The sequence below is a fragment of the Variovorax paradoxus genome, assembly GCF_009755665.1.
Classification (GTDB): domain Bacteria; phylum Pseudomonadota; class Gammaproteobacteria; order Burkholderiales; family Burkholderiaceae_C; genus Variovorax; species Variovorax paradoxus_G.
This window is the reverse complement of record NZ_CP046622.1, coordinates 1,119,093-1,135,168: the sequence shown is the minus strand read 5'-3', so window position 1 is coordinate 1,135,168 and position 16,076 is coordinate 1,119,093. Positions and strand designations below refer to the sequence as shown.

The following is a 16,076-nucleotide window of genomic DNA, read 5'->3' as shown; positions in this document are numbered from 1 at the left end:
TCAAGCAGCGCCGAAGCGGTGCAGCGTGCTGCTGCTGAAGGTTTCTCCGGGCCGGAGCACCGTCGAAGGAAAGCCCGGCCGGTTCGGCGAATCGGGGTAGTGCTGCGTTTCCAGGCACAGCCCCGCGCCCTGGCGAAAGCTCTCGCCGCTGGGCCCGCGAAGGCTGCCGTCGAGAAAGTTGCCCGAGTAGAACTGCACTGCCGGCTCCGTCGTCAGCACCTCCATCACGCGGCCTGAGGGCCCGTGCTCGAGGCGCGCCGCAAGCGCCATGCCGGCCGGCTCGCGGTCGAGCACCCAGTTGTGGTCGTAGCCGCCCGCCACGCGCAACTGCTCGTGCGGCTCGTCCATGCGCGCGCCGATCTGCGTGGGTACGCGAAAGTCGAAAGGGGTTCCGTCGACGGGCGCGAGGCCAAGGGGAATCAGCCCCGCGTCCACAGGGCAGAAGCGGCTCGCCGGAATGGTCAACTTGTGGTCTTGCACGGCGCCGCCGCCGGCCAGGTTGAAGTAGTCGTGGTGGCTCAGGTTCAACACCGTGGCCCGGTCGGCCACGGCGCGGTAGTCGATGCGCCATGTGTTTTCGGTGGTGCCGAGCACGTAGCGCACCGTCACCTGCACCTCGCCCGGGAAGCCTTCTTCGCCGTCCGCACTGGTGTAGCGCAGCTCGATGGCCACTTCATCCGCCGCGGCATCGGCAGGCACTTCTTCAATTTGCCAGAAGCGCGTACCGAAGCCCTTGTGCCCGCCATGCAGCGAATTGGCGCCGTTGTTCACCGCAACTTGATGCGCAACGCCATCGAGCGTGAAGCGCCCACCCGCAATGCGGTTGGCATAGCGGCCGACGATGGTGCCAAAGTGAGGATGCGGCTTCAGGTAGTCCTCGAGCGTGGGCAGGCCGAGCACGATGTTGCCGCTTTGCCCTTCGCGATCGGGCACATGCAGCGCGGTGACGATGCCGCCGAGGTTGATGGCGCTGAGACTGAGGCCCCGGCCGTTGTCGAGGGTGTATTCGGTCACGGCGCGCCCGTCGGGCATGCGGCCGAACTCACGCGAGGTGATGCTGCTGTTCATCGGCGGTATTTCCAGTAGGCGACGAGGCCCGAAAGATAGTGCTCCACGTCGTCGATGCGAACGCGGAAGCTGTGGTGCTTGATAAAGAACGAGCCGGCCACGCGGTCGGGGTTCCGGAAAAACATGGCGAGCTCGGGCCAGAAGTAACCGTTGGCCAGGTACCGCGCGCGATGCTCGAGCGCACGGTCGAACTTGTCGCGGTCGAGCCCTTCGAGCAGCGGTCGCAGCGCGGGGTCGGCGTCAAGCCGCGCCACCATTTCGCGTGCGGCCATCATCAGTTCGAGCAGCGTGGGAAAAGTGGTGATCCGCTGCAGCACGAAGTCGAGGTAGTCCGCCACGTTCTGCAGGCCGAACTGGTAATAGCGTGTTTCGGGACGATAGCGCGTGAGCTCGTTGACGCAATAGCTCAGCCAGTGGTCATGCGCGCGCCAATGCTCCGCGGCAATGAAATGCTCGAAGGCCTTTTCGACCACGGCCAGCCACCGCTCATCGCGCGTGAGGCCATAGAGGCGCATCAGTCCGAAGGCGGCTTCGCCGTCGTAGTAGATGACGCGGAACTCATCTTTCACGTCGAGGCCCGGATGGTTGAGCACGTGCACGAAGCGCCCGCTCGCCGGGTCTTGCATGGCACGTATGCCGAGCGCGAGTTGCTCCATCAGCGGCTGGTACTGCATATCGCCGGTGAGTTCGGTGTACTTGACCAGCGCCAGCAGGCACACCGCATTGCCGCCGAGCTTGATTTCATTGCCCACGTCCAGCAGGTAGGCGGCGCGCGTGCCGTCGGGCAGTTCGACTTGGCGGATGAGCCGGTTCTTCAGGAAGGCCAGCGAGCGGTCGATAGCCGCCTTCTGCGTGTCGCTGCGGGTCAGCTCCCAAGCCTCGAGCAGCGCGTAGGTCGAGCTCGCGTGCCGCAAGGTGTTGTAGGTGGGAATCGGCCGGTCGAAACACGGGAACCATCCGTAGTAGAACTCGCCCGAGGGCTTGACCTGCGCGGCGAGATAGTCGCTCGCGGTGTCCACCAGGCGGCGCACCTGGCTTGCGCTCCACTCGGGCAGCGTTCGATAGCCCGCGGCCTGCCCCTTGGCCGTAAGGGGCCATGCCCCCTCGGCGTCGACGTAGACGCCACGGGTCGTGAAGCACCACACCGGCGCGTCGTCATCCGAGGGAAAGTCGATGTCTCTTCCGAAGCGCCTCTGTCCGTGCAGGCGCAGGTTGCCCGGGTTGGGCTCCGCATGTTCCACGGTGCCGTTGTAGAAGATCGCGCTGCCGTTGATCTCGGGCGCGAGCAGCGCCACTTCAAACTTGGCGTCGAACGACACGCCCCGGTTGAGGTAGTTGCGCTTGGTGCGCGACAGGCGCTCTTTCAGTGCGCCCCAGGTCATGGGCTCGACCTCGTCGACGATTTCCACTCGCATGCGGCAGGGCTCCAAGCCGATGCGCCGAACGAGCGCAAGCGCGGCATCGCTCGCCTGCTGCCAGGCGTCTTCCGCGGTGGCGCCGCGCCCGGCCGTGACACGTGCGCGGCTCGCGCCGTCGCCCAGCGCAACGAAGGCCACGCAGCCCGCCTCGGGTGTGGCGGCGGCACCCGGAAGCGTGCCGTCGGGTGCGGCCAAGACCTGCCTGGCGCGATTCAACAGATCCATGGGGAGGGTCGTTTCCTGGTTCATGCAGGCGCGAATGATGACAGGCCTCGCCGAACCGGACACGCTAGCCCAGCGACCGGTAGAAGTAAGTGGTATCGCACGGCTCGCCGCCCGGCAGCCGTGCAAAGCCCGGAATCACGCCAACGCGCGTCCAGCCCTGCCGGGCATAAAGGCGCTCGGCCTCGGCGCTCGAGGTGTCGAGCACCAGCAAGGTCTTTCCCGCTTCACGGGCAAGCCGCTCGGCGGCCTGCATCAGCAGCGCTCCAATGCCCTGCCGCCTGGCCCGCCGGTGCACGAGCATCTTCGACACCTCCGCGCGGTGCGGCTGGTTCTCGGGCTGGTCGATCACGAGTTGCACGGTTCCGACGATGCCTTGCGCGTCTTCGGCCACCAGCAGCGCGCGCTCGCCGCGTGCCACGCCCTCGCCCACGCGTTGCCAGAAGGCGAGTGCGCGATCGCGCGTGAGCGGCAGCATGAAGCTGACGGATGCGCCGCCTTCCACGCAGTCGATGAGCACATCGGCCAGTTGCCAGATGTGCGCGTCGTTGACGCTGGTAAGGGCGCGAATGCTTGGCGCGAGTGTTGCCGTATCTGTCATCTCATCTCCACGATCATCTTGAAACAAGGGGCAAGGTTGCGATCACGACGGCATAGCGCGCGATCTTGCGGGTGGGGTTGTAGTAGCTCATGGGCCGGTCGAGCACCATCGCGAGGCAATCGCCTGCGCCGAGCCGGTGGTGTTCGTCGCCGAGCGTGACTTCGATGGTGCCTTCGAGCATCCACACCTGCTGGTGCACCTGCGGCTCTCGCGCAGCGGTTTCGTAGGCCACACGCGCCTTGGGCGGAAACAGCACCTCCACGATGTGGATGGGCGATGCGGTGCCGTCGGGCGACACATTGCGGCGCACATAGCCGGAATGCGGATCGCGCCATTGCGGCTGGTCGGCCAGCCGCGACACCGGCCCTGCCTCGGGCCGGGGTGCCTCGAACAACGAGGCCAGCGGCACGCCGAGGCCCGTGGCGAGCTTCTCGAGCAGCACCGCTGTCGGGCTGCTTTCGCCGCGCTCGATGAGCGAGATCATCGAGCGGCTGACGCCGCAGTGCACCGCCAGCGCGTCCAGCGAAAGGCCGCGCCCGGCGCGCAGGTCTCGCACGCGCTGCGCGATGCGTTCATTCAGGCTGGAGGGTTGGTTTTCCATGATGTCGGAGGAATATCCAACATGATGGAAGCAAAGTCAAGGCGCAATGAGAGTTGCCTCAGCGGCCCGAGGGCTTGGACGAGGGCTCCCACGAATCGGGCGTGGTCGCGACCAGCTCTTTCAGGTTCGACCACGGCTTGGCGCCGGGCACAACGGTGCCGCCTGCAATCGCCACCTTGGCAAACGCGACCATCCGCTCGCGCAGGTACTGCCTCTCGCTTTCGGGCCAGGTCTCGATTGAGTGAGGTGCGCGGGCCACCACGATTTCGCGCGCACCGCGAATGCGGTCGTAGGCCGCTACGGTGCCCTGCAGCGTTTCCGCACGGTCCCACAAGCCCTTGCCGAAGAAGGCGGCCGGCCACCTGTGCATGCCCGCGAGCGGCGCCGAGTTGGGATAGAACAGGATGTGATGGTCCGCTGCCATGGCGCCGAGAAACAGGTTGCGGTCGGCCAGGTCGGGCGACGACGGCAGGTACCCCGCGCCGCTCGCAAAGGATGCCAGCAGAATCGCGCCCTTGATGTTCGCGAGCCCCTTGGGCGGGGCGCATTCGGGCACCGGCATGTCGTAGCTGCATGCGCCTGAAAAGTTCTTGGCCATGGCCCAGGCCGTCGACATGGAGCCGCGCGAATAGCCGCCCAACAGGATGGGAATGCGGGTCGACTTCATACCGCCCAGCAGCTTGCCGGCGGCCTCATCGCCCGCAAGCGTGCGCCCATCCGGCGTGAGAAGCCGCAAGCCACTGCCGGTGTCGAACTGCGCCAGCACGCGAAAGACGTCTTCGCCCTGCTCCAGCGTGTTGGTGTCGCTGAACCCGCCCGAGATGCCCTCGCCGCGCCGGTCGTAGGCCAGCACGTCGAAGCCTGCCTGGTTCAGCGCATCGAGGTTCTCGCGCCACCAGCGCTGCCCCATCGTTTCGGTGGTGGCATTCGGAAAGCGGATGTCCATTGCCCTGCCCGTCGCCGGATCGATGCGGTAGGGCTTTTCATGGGGATGCTGGATGGCCGTGAGCTGCCCACCGCCGCCCGGTGCCATGACCACCAGCGCGCGCGTGGTGCCGCCCTTGCCGTTGTCGACGCCCCGGCCTTCGATGTACCAGCCGCGCAGCTTGACGGGGTCGGTCATCTTCAGGTCGATGCGCTCGAAGGTGTCGCGCGGCACGGTGAACTCGACGATGTAGGTGCTGGCGTCCGCCCGCGCAATGGCCTCCGCATAAGGCGCCTTCGCGAAGAAGGCCGGGCGGCGGATGTGCCGCAGGTCCACCGCGCCATCCGGATCGATTTTTCCCGACGGGTCGACGGTGCCGGTCGAGCGGGTCGACCGCGCCTTGTTCGGCGGCAGCCAGCGCTGCAACTGCGCGTTGATGCGCGCAAAGCAGGCGGCGTCGGCCTTGCAGGCACGCCAGCGCTCCTTCAGGCGGGCGTCGGTGAACTCGTCGACGTAGTAGTCGCCCCTGTATCCGGCGGGAGGGCGATGGGCGGTAACGCCGAGCGGCACGCACACGGTATGGCCGCCGGGCTGCGGCAGCAGGTAGCCGGGCAGTTCGTGGTTGCGGTCGGCGCCTACCCAGGCGCGGCAATCGGTGGGCGGCGGCTCCGGGCGGGCGTGCATGGAAGCGGCGCCGCCCTGGTAGGTGCAGCCGGCCGTTGCCAGGGCAATGAACGCCGCGCCTGCGGCCCAGCCCGTGCGACGACGCATGAACATGTTCTTGCCTCCTTCATCTGCGTGCACGGCGCGAGACACCGCTGCCGATCTTCACGCGCCGGGCGGCCGTTGCGCTACAGCAGCATGAATGCGGCGGCAGCCACCGCAGTCGGCCCGAGCGCCCCCAGCAGCAAGCCGCCCGCGCCGATAGTTTCGTCCGAGAAGCCGCGCTTGAGCAACGCCACGCCTGCCGGGTTGGGCGCGTTGGCGATCACCGTCAAGCCGCCGCCGGCCACCGCACCGGCGACCAGCATGTATTTGGATTCGTCCGAGATGTTCCCGATCAGCGAGCCCAGGTAGGTGAGCGCCGCGTTGTCGGTAATGGCCGTGAGGCCCAGCGCGCCGAAGAACAGCGCGAGCGGCTCCAGGCTCGAAACCACCGGCTCCAGCCACCACTGCTGCATGCCGCCCAGCACCACCAGCCCGGCCAGGAAGAAGCCGACGAGCAGCGCCTCCTTGATGATCAACGGGCTCTGGTGGCGTTCGTAGGCTTGCGTGAACCCCAAGAACATCAGGAAGAGCCCGAGAAACGCCACCGGATGATGGGCGAACAGCACGATGCCGGCGAGCAGCGCCAGGTGCACCAGGGCCACGGTGGGCGGCACGGGCGCTTCGGCATCTGCCGCCGACGGCGCGGCGCCCAGGTGCTTGCGCAGCACGAAGGTGGCCACGGTCGCGTTGACGAGCACGGCAACGGCCGCCTTCCACCCGAAGGTGGCGAGCATGAACGCGGTGTCCCACTGCCATGTCGAAGCGACCATCAGCACTGGCGGCGCGGCGTACGACGTGAGCGTGCCGCCAATCGAGATGTTGACGAACAGCACCCCCAGGGCCAGGTACTTCACCGCTTCGGGCACCTGCGGCCGGAAGATCTGCGGCGCGAGCATTAGCGCCGCAATGGTCATGGCCGCAGGCTCGGTGACGAGCGAGCCCAGCAGCGGCACGGCCGCCAGCCCGAGCCAGGCCGATGCCATGGGCGTGGGCACCGGCAGCACCCGCGCGATGAGGCTCACGCCCGACATCACGGTGCGCAGCACGGGCCTTGAAGCGGCCACCACCATCACCACGAAGACGAAGAGCGGCTCGGTGTAGTTGCGCGATTCCGCATAGCCGAGCGCCGGACCGCCTCCGACCACCAGGGCCATGGCAATGACGAGCACGATGGCCCAGAAGCCGAAGACGACTTCGACCTCGCCCAGCAGGTGGAACAGGCCGGCATGACGGGGGAAGCGGTGCGACAGCCGCTCGAACTGCTTGGCCGCAAAGGTGTGCAGGAGCGCGACAGCAAAAAGAGCAGCGGCGACGTACTGGATGGTGGGTTCTTGCATTGAACTGACGTGAATGAACCGCGTGGCGGCCCGACCATCGCTAGAACCTGCGACGCCAGAGAAAGGCCTCGCACCCGATGCCAGTTTAACGGGCTATGGCTGCTGCAGGCGCTGCAGCAATTCGGCGCTCGGGTAGCCGTCCGCAGGCAGGTCGACGCTGCGCTGGTAGCGGCGCAAGCCATCGCGTGTGGCAGGCCCCATCACCCCGTCGGCGGTGCCCGCCGCAAAGCCTCGCCGGTTGAGCGCGGTTTGCAGCTCGACCATCTGGCTGCGCGAAAGCGCGGGCAGGTCGCGCGGCCAAGCCGCCTGCACGCCCGGCCCGCCGCCCAGGCGCTGCGCAAGAAGGCCGACCGCGAGCGCGTAGTTGGTCGAGTTGTTGTAGCGCAGAACGGCACGAAAGTTCGGCCCGATCAAAAAAGCCGGCCCGCGTGCGCCCGCGGGCAGCAGCACCGTGGCCTCGGCAAATTCCGGCAGCGGCTGGTCGTCGATCGCGCGCAGCCCCTCGGCCGCCCATTGCGCGGACGACTGGCGCACCGACGTATCGGCACGGCCGTAGTCGAAGCCTGGCGGCAGCCGCACTTCCACACCCCACGGCACGCCTGCCTGCCAGCCGGAGCGCGAAAGAAAGTTGGCGGTGGAAGCCACCACATCGGGCATGCTGCCCCAGATGTCGCGCCGCCCGTCGCCGTCGGCATCCACCGCATAGGCCAGGAAGTTGGAGGGCAGGAACTGCGTCTGGCCCATGGCCCCGGCCCAGGAGCCGATCATCCGGTCGCGCGCGATGTCGCCGCTGTCGAGAATTTTCAGTGCGGCCAGCAACTCTCGTTTGGCCCAGTCTTCACGGCGCCCTTCGAAGCCGAGCGTGGCCAGCGCATCGATGATCGGGGTATTGCCGTAGTTGCCGCCGTAGTTGCTTTCCATGCCCCAGATGGCGACGATCACCGCGGGCGGCACGCCGTAGCGCGCAGCGGCCGCTTCCGCTTCGGTGCGAACCTGCAGGAGCTTGTCCTGCCCCGTTGCCACGCGTTGCGGCGTAACGGCGTTGTCCAGATAGTCCCAGACGGTGCGCGTGAACTCGGGCTGGACGCGATCGAGCTCGATCACGCGCGGCAAGTATTGAACCTGGTCGAATGCGCTGCGCAGGGTGGCGTCGCTGATGCCTTCGGCGCGCGCGGTGGCGCGGAAGTCGGCAACCCACTTTGCGAACCGCTGTTCGACGGCTGCATCGTCGGCACTCACCGCTCCCGGCGCCGTGGGCCCGGCAGCGGGCCGGGCGCCCGTTGCCGATGCGGGCGGCTTCGCGGTAGCGGCCGGTGGAGCGGATGCGCAGCTGGCCAGCAGTGCGGCAACGGCCGCCGATGCGGCCAGGAGTGCGAACCTGTTGAAACGCGGAACGGAAAGATTGCTTGCTTGATGCATTCATCGATTCTCACCGCTGGCTCGCACGGCCTGTTACGAGACGCTGCACCGCCCGGCTCGCCCGCCGCGCGGGCACAGGGCGCACGAACCCGGGCTGGAAGCACCGCTGGCTGCCATCGGCAAATTCGATCGTGACGGAGACCGCATCGGCACTTGCCACGGACCCGACGCCATAGCGCGGAACGCGCACCGAATCACCTTTCGCAAAGGCAATGCGCGGCGAAGCGCCGGCTTCTTCTTCGGCCGTCGCTTCCGCCTGCAGAGCCCGCGCGGCTTCAACCCGCTCGTGCCTGGCCAGGCGCACGCAGTTGTCGCACGCGCCGCAACGCTGCGCGAGCTCATCGCTTCCCAAGCCAGAGAGGAGCACCTGCCATCGGCACATGCCGGTGGTCGCATAGAAGGTCATGCGCTCCAGCGCCTCGCGCTCCTGCTCGCGCTTTTCGCGGTGGCCGTTCAGCAGCATGTCGAGCTCGGCGTCTTCGAGCGGCTGCTTTCTTGCCCAGCGCATCAGGCCCTCTCTGTTGCGCTTCAGCAGGCCCTCTTGCCGCAGCAGGCTCAGCAACACGCCAAGCTTGCCGCGCGGAAGACGCGCACGCTGCTGGAGCTCTGCCGCCGTCCAACCCTCGGCCGCGGGAGGCGGGCTCGACAATGCCTGCTGAAGCGCGCGCAGTTCAGGCACCTCGGGCAACCAGCCGGCCAGAAAGAACTGCTGCACGGCCTTGTCGCGCCGCAGGTAGAGCAGCACGCAATCCGCGCGCTCGCCATCGCGGCCGGCGCGGCCCGACTCCTGGTAATAGGCATCCAGGCTCGAGGGCATCTGGTAGTGCAGCACAAAGCGGATGTCGGGCTTGTCAATGCCCATGCCGAATGCGTTGGTGGCCACCATCACGCGTAGCTTTCCGGCCATGAACGCGTCTTGCGCGGCATGCCGCTCGCCCGAGCGCTGCTTGCCGTGGTACAGGCCCACCGACTCGCCCGCATCCGCCAGCCGGGCGGCAAGCGATTCGGCCGCCTTTACCGTGGCGGTGTAGACGATGCCGGTGCCTTCAAGTCCTGCAACCAGCGCCAGCGCACGCTGCAGCTTGTCTTCCTCCCGCATCATCGGCTCGACCGCGTAGTGCAGGTTGGGCCGATAGGCACCGGTGTCGATCAGGCCCGCACGCGGAATGCCGAGCTTCTCCATGATCTCTTCGGCCACCTCGTCGTTGGCGGTGGCCGTGAGCGCCAGCACCACCGGTTTGCGCAGGGCGCGCACCGCCGCGCCTATCTCCAGAAACGCGGGCCGGAAGTCGTGCCCCCACTGCGAGATGCAATGCGCCTCGTCGACCACCAGCAAGGACGTGGGCCGCTGCTGCAGCAGCTTCAGAAAGGCAGCGTCCGCCAATCGTTCCGGCGTGCTGAAGATCACGCGCGCGGAGCCGTCGGCAATGGCTGCTTCCGCCGCATCGATCTCATCGGCTGCACACAGGCTGTTCAGCTGAACGGCCCGCACGCCGTTGGCGTTGAGCTTCTCGCACTGGTCTTTCATGAGCGCAATCAGCGGCGAGACCACCACCGTCTGCCCGGATGCGAGAACCGCGGGCACCTGGTAACAGAGCGATTTGCCAGCGCCAGTGGGCATGACCGCGAGCGTCGATTCGCCCGCGACCACCCTGTCGATCACGCTGCGCTGCCCAGGGCGCAGGCGCTCATGGCCGAACACTTCGTGAAGCACCCGGTCCACGCCAGCCTCTGCCGTCGGCGCAGGCAGTTTCTTGCGGGTGGAAGGCCGTCTGGGGTTTTTTAGTTGCGTGCTCTTCTCCAGTTTGCTTCTCCTCGGTTGCATGTGCTGGCCGTCAATCTGCCTGCCGCACGGCAGCCTCCTTGTGAGAGCGCGCCCACGCGCCGTGTCGGCGCGGCGCGCGCTGACTGCATGGCGGCACAAATTGCCGCAAATGCTGCGAACGTGCGCTGGCCCTCGGGCCGGGCCGATGCGGGCGCACGCGGGCATGGCCGTTGCCCTGCACAGGTGCCGCGCCAGCACGGCGTTCATCCCCGACAAGAAGAGAGCCACCTTGAACACAGCCGTACCGCCTTCGCAAGAACGCAGCGACCCGCAGCCGCCCTCCGCCAAGCCACTGTTCCGCTCGTTCTGGATGGGAGGCTTCGAAGGTGCCGACCATGTGAACAGCCGCGGCGAACAGGTGCTGATGAACCGCAGCAACGGCCACTGGGAGCGGCTGGAGGAAGACTACGCCCAGCTCGCGCGCTTCGGCATTCGAACCATTCGCGAGAGCATCGGCTGGCGCGCATGCGCCGCGGCAGCGCCCGGCGCCGAAATGGCGCGCCTTGCGCGCACCGCCCAGGCCGCCCGCAAGTTCGGCCTGCAGGTCATCTGGACGATTCACCACTACGGTGTGCCGGACGGCGTGGACATGTTCTCGCGCGACTTTCCCGCGCGCCTTGCCGGCTTCTGCGACCAGGTTGCGCGCGCCTTGAAAGACAGCAGCGAGGGCGAGCCGCTTTTCTTCCAGCCCGTCAACGAGATCTCATTCCTGAGCTGGGCCGCGAGCAGCACCTCGCTGATCCACCCGTTTCAGCCCGACTCGCCCGAGCGCGGCTATGAGCTCAAGTGCAACCTTGCGCGTGCCGCATTGCAGGCGTGCGATGCGCTGTGGGCCACCTGCCCGGATGCGCGCATCGTGCACACCGATCCCATCATCCACATCGTGCCCACGGGGGACCAGCCCGAATGGGCCGAGGAGGTGCGCGCGCTTTCCGCCGCGCAATACCAGGCCTGGGACATGCTCTGCGGCCGTCTCGAGCCGGGCCTTGGCGGCGCACCGCGCTACCTGGATGTTCTGGGCCTCAACTATTACCACAACAACCAGTGGGAGCACCCGACCAACGAGCGCCTCCACTGGCATCTGCGCGATGCGCGCCGCCGCGATCCGGTGGCCATGGTGGCCGAGGTGTGCGAGCGCTACGGCCGCCCCGTGTTCATTGCCGAGACCGGCCATGTCGGCGACGGGCGCGCGCAGTGGATCGACGAAGTGGGCTCGCTGGCCATGCGCTGCAAGACGGCCGGAGTACCGCTGCAAGGCATCTGCCTGTATCCGCTCATCGACCGCCCCGACTGGGAAGACGCCCGCGCCTGGCACCGCAGCGGCCTGTGGGACGTGGACGAACGCACGGGCGCGCGAACCCTTCACCGCCCGTCGGCGCGCCGCCTGGAGCACTGGCAGGCGCTGCTGGCCGGCACCGAGGCACCTCCTTCTTCATCGCCTTCAACTCCAGGAAAGCCCATGACCCACCTGATCGTCTTCTCCCACCTGCGCTGGAACTTCGTCTACCAGCGCCCGCAGCAACTGCTCTCGCGGCTGGGGCACCGCTTCCCGGTGGTGTTCGTCGAAGAGCCGATGCCCGGGGCGGCGCAGCCGGTGCTCGAAATGCTGTCGCCCTGCGAAGGTGTGGTGGTGCTGCGCCCGCACCTCACGGCCAGTGCGCCGGGCTTTCACGACGACCACATTCCGCAGCTGCAGAAGCTGCTTGCCGAATACCTGGGTGAAGCGGCCATCGACGACTACTGGCTGTGGTTCTACACGCCCATGGCCATGCCGCTGGCCGCGGGGCTGTCTCCCGCCGGCGTGGTGTACGACTGCATGGACGAGCTTTCCGCCTTCCGCCATGCGCCGCGCCAGCTGCTGCAGCGAGAGAGCGCTCTGCTGCAGTCGGCCGACCTGGTGTTCACCGGCGGCCAGAGCCTGTATGAGTCGAAGCGGGAGCGGCATCCGCGCGTGCATTGCTTTCCGAGCAGCGTCGACGCGGCCCACTTCGCCCGCGCGCCCGGCGACCACCGGGAGCACGAGGCCCAGGCCGGCATCGGCCGCCCGCGGCTCGGCTACTGCGGCGTGATCGACGAGCGCATCGACCTGGACATTCTTGCCGCGCTGGCCGACGCACATGCCGACTGGCAGATCGTGGCCGTCGGCCCGGTGGTGAAGATCGACCCCGCCACGCTGCCGCAGCGGCCCAACATCCACTGGCTGGGCCAGCGCGGCTACGACGAACTGCCGGCGCTGATCGGCGGCTGGGACGTGTGCCTGATGCCCTTTGCGCTGAACGAGGCCACGCGCTACATCAGCCCCACCAAGACGCTCGAATACATGGCGGCGGGCCGCCCCGTGGTCAGCACGCCGATCCATGACGTGGTCGGCCCCTATGCGGGCGTGGTGGCGATAGCCGAGGGCAGCAAGGCCTTCGTTGAAGCATGCGAAGCCGTGCTCGCGCGCGGCCCTGAAGAGCAAGCGCGGCAGGCTGGCGCGTGCGAAGCGATCGTGCGGGCCACCTCATGGGACCGCACCGCGGACGAAATGGCCTCGCTGATCGACAAGGAAGACGAAAAGAAGCGCACGAAGCAAGCGCCGCCGCAGGCGCACGGCGGCAGCAGCAGCAGCGGCACGATCGCGCCCATCACCCTGGCGCCGGCCGCGAACGAGCAGGCCGACGGAATGGCCGATGCGTATGCCACCGTCATCCTGGGCGCCGGCCCCACGGGCCTGGCCGCCGCGCTGCACGCGGGCCGCGGCAGCCTGCTGGTCGAGCAGAACGCAACCGTCGGCGGATGGTGCCGCTCCGTCGAAGACAAGGGCTTCACCTTCGACTATGCGGGGCACATCATGTTCTCCAACGATCCGTATGTGCTCGATTTGTACAAGCGCCTGCTCGGCGACAACGTGCACTGGCAGGACCGCGAAGCATGGATCTACAGCAAGTCGGTCTATACGCGCTACCCCTTCCAGTCCGCGCTGCACGGCTTGCCGCCGCCGGTGCTCAAGGAATGCCTGATCGGCGCCATCGAGGCGCGCTTCGGCAGCATCGGCAAGCCGGAGCGGCGCGTGTCGCCCACCGGCCCATCGCGCGCGGCGGCGCCACCGGCCGCGTCGGAAAGCCCCGCACCGGCGGTGCCCCATGCGCCCACGCCCGCCACACCGCCGCGCAACTTCGAAGAGTTCATCTACAAGGTCTGGGGCGAAGGCGTGGCCAAGCACTTTGCCATTCCGTACAACCGCAAGCTTTGGGCCGTGCCGCTCAGCGAAATGGAAACCTCCTGGCTCGGCGGACGCGTGCCGCTGCCTGACCTGGAGGAAATGATCGAGGGCGCGCTGCAACCGGTGCGCAAGCCCGTGGGCCCGAACGCGCGCTTCGGCTACCCGCTGCGCGGCGGCTTCCAGGCGCTGATGAACGGCTTCCTGCCGCTGCTCGAAGGCGAGATGGCGCTGGGCACGCGGGTCACCGCCGTGTCGCCCTCGCGCAAGACGGTGACTTTCGACAACGGACGGACCGTGTCGTTCAACACGCTGATCAGCACCATGCCGCTGCCCCGGCTGGTGGAGGCCATCGGCGCAGAGGCGCCGGCGTTCGTGCGCGAAGCCGCCCGCCACCTGCGCCATGTGTCGGTGCGCTGCGTGAACCTGGGCGTGGCGCGCGAGAACATCACCGACAAGCACTGGATCTACTACCCCGAGGACACGGTCTTCCACCGCATCTTCGTGCAGGGCAATGCCAGCCCGCATTGCAACGCGCCAGGCGGCTTCGGCCTGACCTGCGAGATCACCTATTCGCCGTTGAAGCCGCTGCCGGCCGAAGGCGATGCGCTGGTGCGCCGTTGCTTCGACGATTGCGTGCGCGTGGGTTTGCTGCGGCCCGACGACCAGCTTCTTGCCGCAAACGAAGTCGACATGCCTTGCGCCTACGTGGTGTACGACCACGCGCGCGCGGCGCATGTGCAGGCCATTCGCAACTGGCTGGCCGAAGCCGACATCCTGCTGGCGGGCCGCTACAGCGAATGGGAGTACTACAACTCCGACCACGCCTTCGTGGCCGGGCGCAAGGCGGCGGAAGCGGCGCTCGGGCTGAACGCGAACCCGGCGCCACCGGCCGTGGCGGTGGCAGCCTGAACGCCGCGGCCACAACCGGCGCCTCCCCGCTGCCGGGCCGGCCCATCGCTTTCCTGTGGCACTACGTTCAGCGCCGGCGGGGGGCCTTCGGTGCGCTGCTCGCGCTGATCGTTGCCGCCGCCGCATGCTCGGTGGGCGTGCAGTACGGCATGAAGCTGATCGTCGACACGATGGCCAGTGAAGACCGCACCTCGCGCGCAGTGTGGCAGTGGCTCGGCCTGTTCATCGTGCTGATCGGCGCCGAAAGCGCCTTCTGGCGGCTGAGCGGCTGGCTCGGCTGCCTGACCGTGGTGCGCACGGGCGTGGACGTGCGGCTCGATCTGTTCCGGCATCTCTCAGGGCATTCGCTCGAGTATTTCTCGCGCCACCTCGCAGGCTCGCTCGGCAACCGCATCACGGTGACTGCCGGCGCCACCGGCGCCATTTTCGGCACGCTCATCTGGAAGATCCTGCCGCCCTGCGTCGATTTTCTGGGCGCGGTCGTGGTGCTGTGCACCATCGACATCCGCATGGCGCTCACGCTGATCGCCTTTGTGGCGGTGGTCGCGGGCTTCATGTATTTCTTCGGGCTGCGCGTGCGGCCCCTGCAGCAGGCGTTTGCCGAAAAGGCATCGCAGGTGGGCGGCGAGCTGGTGGACGTGGTCTCCAACATCTTTACCGTCATGGCCTTCTCGGCGCGCGAGCGCGAATACCGGCGGCTGCGCGAAGCCTTCGGCCTGGAGGCTCAAGCCCAGCGCCGCAGCTGGCTTTTTCTGGAAAAGGCCCGCGCCTTCCACGACGTGTGCATGTGGCTCATGGCGGGCTCGATGCTGATCTGGGCCGTGGAGGCCTGGCGCGCGGGGGAGAACATGGCGGGCGACGTGGTGCTGATCAGCGCGCTGACCTTTCGCATCCTGCATGGCTCGCGCGAGCTTGCTCTGTCGCTCGTCGATGCTTCGCAGCACTTCGGCGTGATTGCCGAAATGCTGCGCGTGGTGACGGTGCCGCACGAGGTTTCCGACAGGCCGCATGCGCCGCCCTTCCTGCCCCGCGCCGGTACCATCGTCTTCGACGACGTAGGCTTTGCCTATGACCATGACCGACCGGTCTTCGAGCATCTGGACCTCGTCATTCCGGCGGGGCAGCGGCTCGGCGTGGTGGGCCCATCGGGCGCAGGCAAGTCCACCTTCATCCGGCTGATCGGACGCATCATGGATCCGACCTATGGCCGCATCCTGGTCGACGGCGTCGACATTTCGCAGGTGCGGCAAGACAGCCTGCGCGACGCGATCGGCGTGGTTCCGCAGGATGTGTCGCTTTTTCACCGGAGCGTGATGGAGAACCTGCGCTACGGAAACCCCGATGCGACCAATGCGCAGGTCGTGGCCGCCGCGCGCCATGCCTTGTGCGACGACTTCATACGCGCCCTGCCGCACGGCTACGACACCGTCGTGGGCGAACGCGGCGCGCGCCTGTCTGGCGGCCAGCGCCAGCGCATCAGCATTGCGCGGGCCATGCTGAAGAATGCGCCGGTGCTGCTGCTGGACGAAGCCACGTCGGCACTCGACAGCCGCTCCGAGGCGGAAATACAGGCGGCGCTGGGGCGGCTCATGCATGGCCGCACGGTGGTGGCCGTGGCGCACAGGCTATCGACCGTGGCCAACTTCGACCGGATCATCGTGCTGGTCAACGGGTGCGTCGTCGAAGACGGCACGCCCGACGAACTCATCGAGCTCGGTGGCGTGTACGCCGAGCTCTGGAGCCTGCAGGCCGAAGGGCAGGAAACGCCCTGATTTTCC

Annotated in this window: 10 protein-coding genes; 2 read left to right on the top strand and 8 right to left on the bottom strand. The window is 67.6% G+C overall.

The genetic code is table 11. The features are described from left to right. The 8 genes from GOQ09_RS05245 to GOQ09_RS05210 all read right to left on the bottom strand — a co-directional run bounded on the left by GOQ09_RS05245 (position 1) and on the right by GOQ09_RS05210 (position 10,082). Positions 1–1,068, bottom strand: a complete 1,068-nt coding sequence (locus GOQ09_RS05245; RefSeq protein ID WP_157612267.1) for an aldose epimerase family protein — start codon at positions 1,066–1,068, stop codon at positions 1–3. Further along, the gene (locus tag GOQ09_RS05240) at positions 1,065–2,711 is read right to left on the bottom strand and encodes a Mur ligase (protein ID WP_242631007.1); all 1,647 of its coding nucleotides are present in this window, start codon (positions 2,709–2,711) and stop codon (positions 1,065–1,067) included. The genes GOQ09_RS05245 and GOQ09_RS05240 overlap by 4 nt, the downstream gene beginning before the upstream one ends. Positions 2,712–2,775: 64 nt before the next feature. Next, positions 2,776–3,309 (bottom strand): GNAT family N-acetyltransferase, encoded by a 534-nt coding sequence (locus GOQ09_RS05235; RefSeq protein WP_157612265.1) that lies wholly within the window; start codon positions 3,307–3,309, stop codon positions 2,776–2,778. A gap of 13 nt (positions 3,310–3,322) precedes the next feature. Beyond that, positions 3,323–3,910 carry a helix-turn-helix domain-containing protein gene (locus GOQ09_RS05230; protein WP_157612263.1) on the bottom strand — a complete coding sequence of 196 codons (588 nt, stop codon included), beginning with the start codon at positions 3,908–3,910 and terminating at the stop codon, positions 3,323–3,325. Between the two features lie 58 nt (positions 3,911–3,968). Continuing rightward, complete coding sequence (locus tag GOQ09_RS05225) at positions 3,969–5,612, bottom strand: alpha/beta fold hydrolase (protein ID WP_431769299.1); 1,644 nt, start codon at positions 5,610–5,612, stop codon at positions 3,969–3,971. Positions 5,613–5,686: 74 nt separating this feature from the next. Next, positions 5,687–6,940 (bottom strand): putative Na+/H+ antiporter, encoded by a 1,254-nt coding sequence (locus GOQ09_RS05220; RefSeq protein ID WP_157612261.1) that lies wholly within the window; start codon positions 6,938–6,940, stop codon positions 5,687–5,689. A gap of 93 nt (positions 6,941–7,033) precedes the next feature. Next, positions 7,034–8,359 carry a lytic murein transglycosylase gene (locus GOQ09_RS05215; protein WP_157612258.1) on the bottom strand — a complete coding sequence of 442 codons (1,326 nt, stop codon included), beginning with the start codon at positions 8,357–8,359 and terminating at the stop codon, positions 7,034–7,036. Between the two features lie 10 nt (positions 8,360–8,369). Continuing rightward, positions 8,370–10,082: a RecQ family ATP-dependent DNA helicase gene (locus GOQ09_RS05210; protein WP_242631006.1), complete on the bottom strand. Its 1,713-nt coding sequence runs from the start codon at positions 10,080–10,082 to the stop codon at positions 8,370–8,372. A gap of 331 nt (positions 10,083–10,413) precedes the next feature. Between GOQ09_RS05210 and GOQ09_RS05205 the strand changes: the two genes are divergently transcribed. Both GOQ09_RS05205 and GOQ09_RS05200 read left to right on the top strand, forming a co-directional pair. Beyond that, on the top strand, positions 10,414–14,298 hold the full coding sequence (locus GOQ09_RS05205) for an FAD-dependent oxidoreductase (RefSeq protein WP_242631005.1): 3,885 nt from the start codon (positions 10,414–10,416) through the stop codon (positions 14,296–14,298). Then, entirely contained in the window at positions 14,187–16,070 is a 1,884-nt protein-coding gene (locus GOQ09_RS05200) for an ABC transporter ATP-binding protein (protein WP_165442067.1), read from the top strand. The genes GOQ09_RS05205 and GOQ09_RS05200 overlap by 112 nt, the downstream gene beginning before the upstream one ends. Positions 16,071–16,076 lie beyond the last annotated feature (6 nt).